The organism is Streptococcus sp. HMSC068F04, assembly GCF_001837455.1.
GTDB lineage: Bacteria > Bacillota > Bacilli > Lactobacillales > Streptococcaceae > Streptococcus > Streptococcus salivarius_D.
Genome location: NZ_KV832495.1, coordinates 1 through 530, shown reverse-complemented (window position 1 = coordinate 530; position 530 = coordinate 1). Strand labels below are relative to the sequence as shown.

Annotated in this window: 1 protein-coding gene; it reads right to left on the bottom strand. The window is 34.7% G+C overall.

Going from position 1 to position 530, the window contains the following annotated elements:
- Positions 1-185: 185 nt before the first annotated feature.
- Complete coding sequence (locus HMPREF2571_RS05825; protein ID WP_002886071.1) at positions 186-371, bottom strand: hypothetical protein; 186 nt, start codon at positions 369-371, stop codon at positions 186-188.
- Between the last annotated feature and the right edge of the window lie 159 nt (positions 372-530).

Here is a 530-nt window from a genome sequence, read left to right as displayed (position 1 = left end):
CTATAATCTCTACAGTAGTTTTACCCACTATAGAAATTATAGAGCCAGAATGAAAAGAGGTTCCTTAGGGAATCTCTTTTTTTTGCTTGTTCTAAAAAATTTTAGACTAAGATGGGCACCGTCTCTAAATAGGACTTCTAAATATAAAAAATCCCTGCAATCCTATTGATTGCGGGGATTTCGTCTTAGAATAGGCCTTTAATCTTGTCTAAAGCTCCACTGACCATTTCGTTACCTGAAACAAGAGATTTAGCTTGGTCGAAATACTCGCCCAAATCATCTTTGTTTTCATCGACAAACTTTTTAGCAGCTTCGAAATCTTTCTTTTCGATCATTTCTTTTACTTGGTTAAATAATTCCATTGGATTCATATCGGTTCTCCTTTATAAGTTTTCTTACAAATCCTATTTAATCACGCTTATAGCAAACTAGCAAGAAATATGTTTGAAGCGACTGATATGAGAGTTACAATTTTCCAGTTAAGCACTATTGAGACTTGTTTAATCATAACCACCCGTCTAACGGGTGGT

Excerpts from the sequence above, each read along its gene's own strand:
- HMPREF2571_RS05825 (WP_002886071.1), bottom strand. The coding sequence starts at position 371 with ATGAATCCAATGGAATTATTTAACCAAGTAAAAGAAATGATCGAAAAG.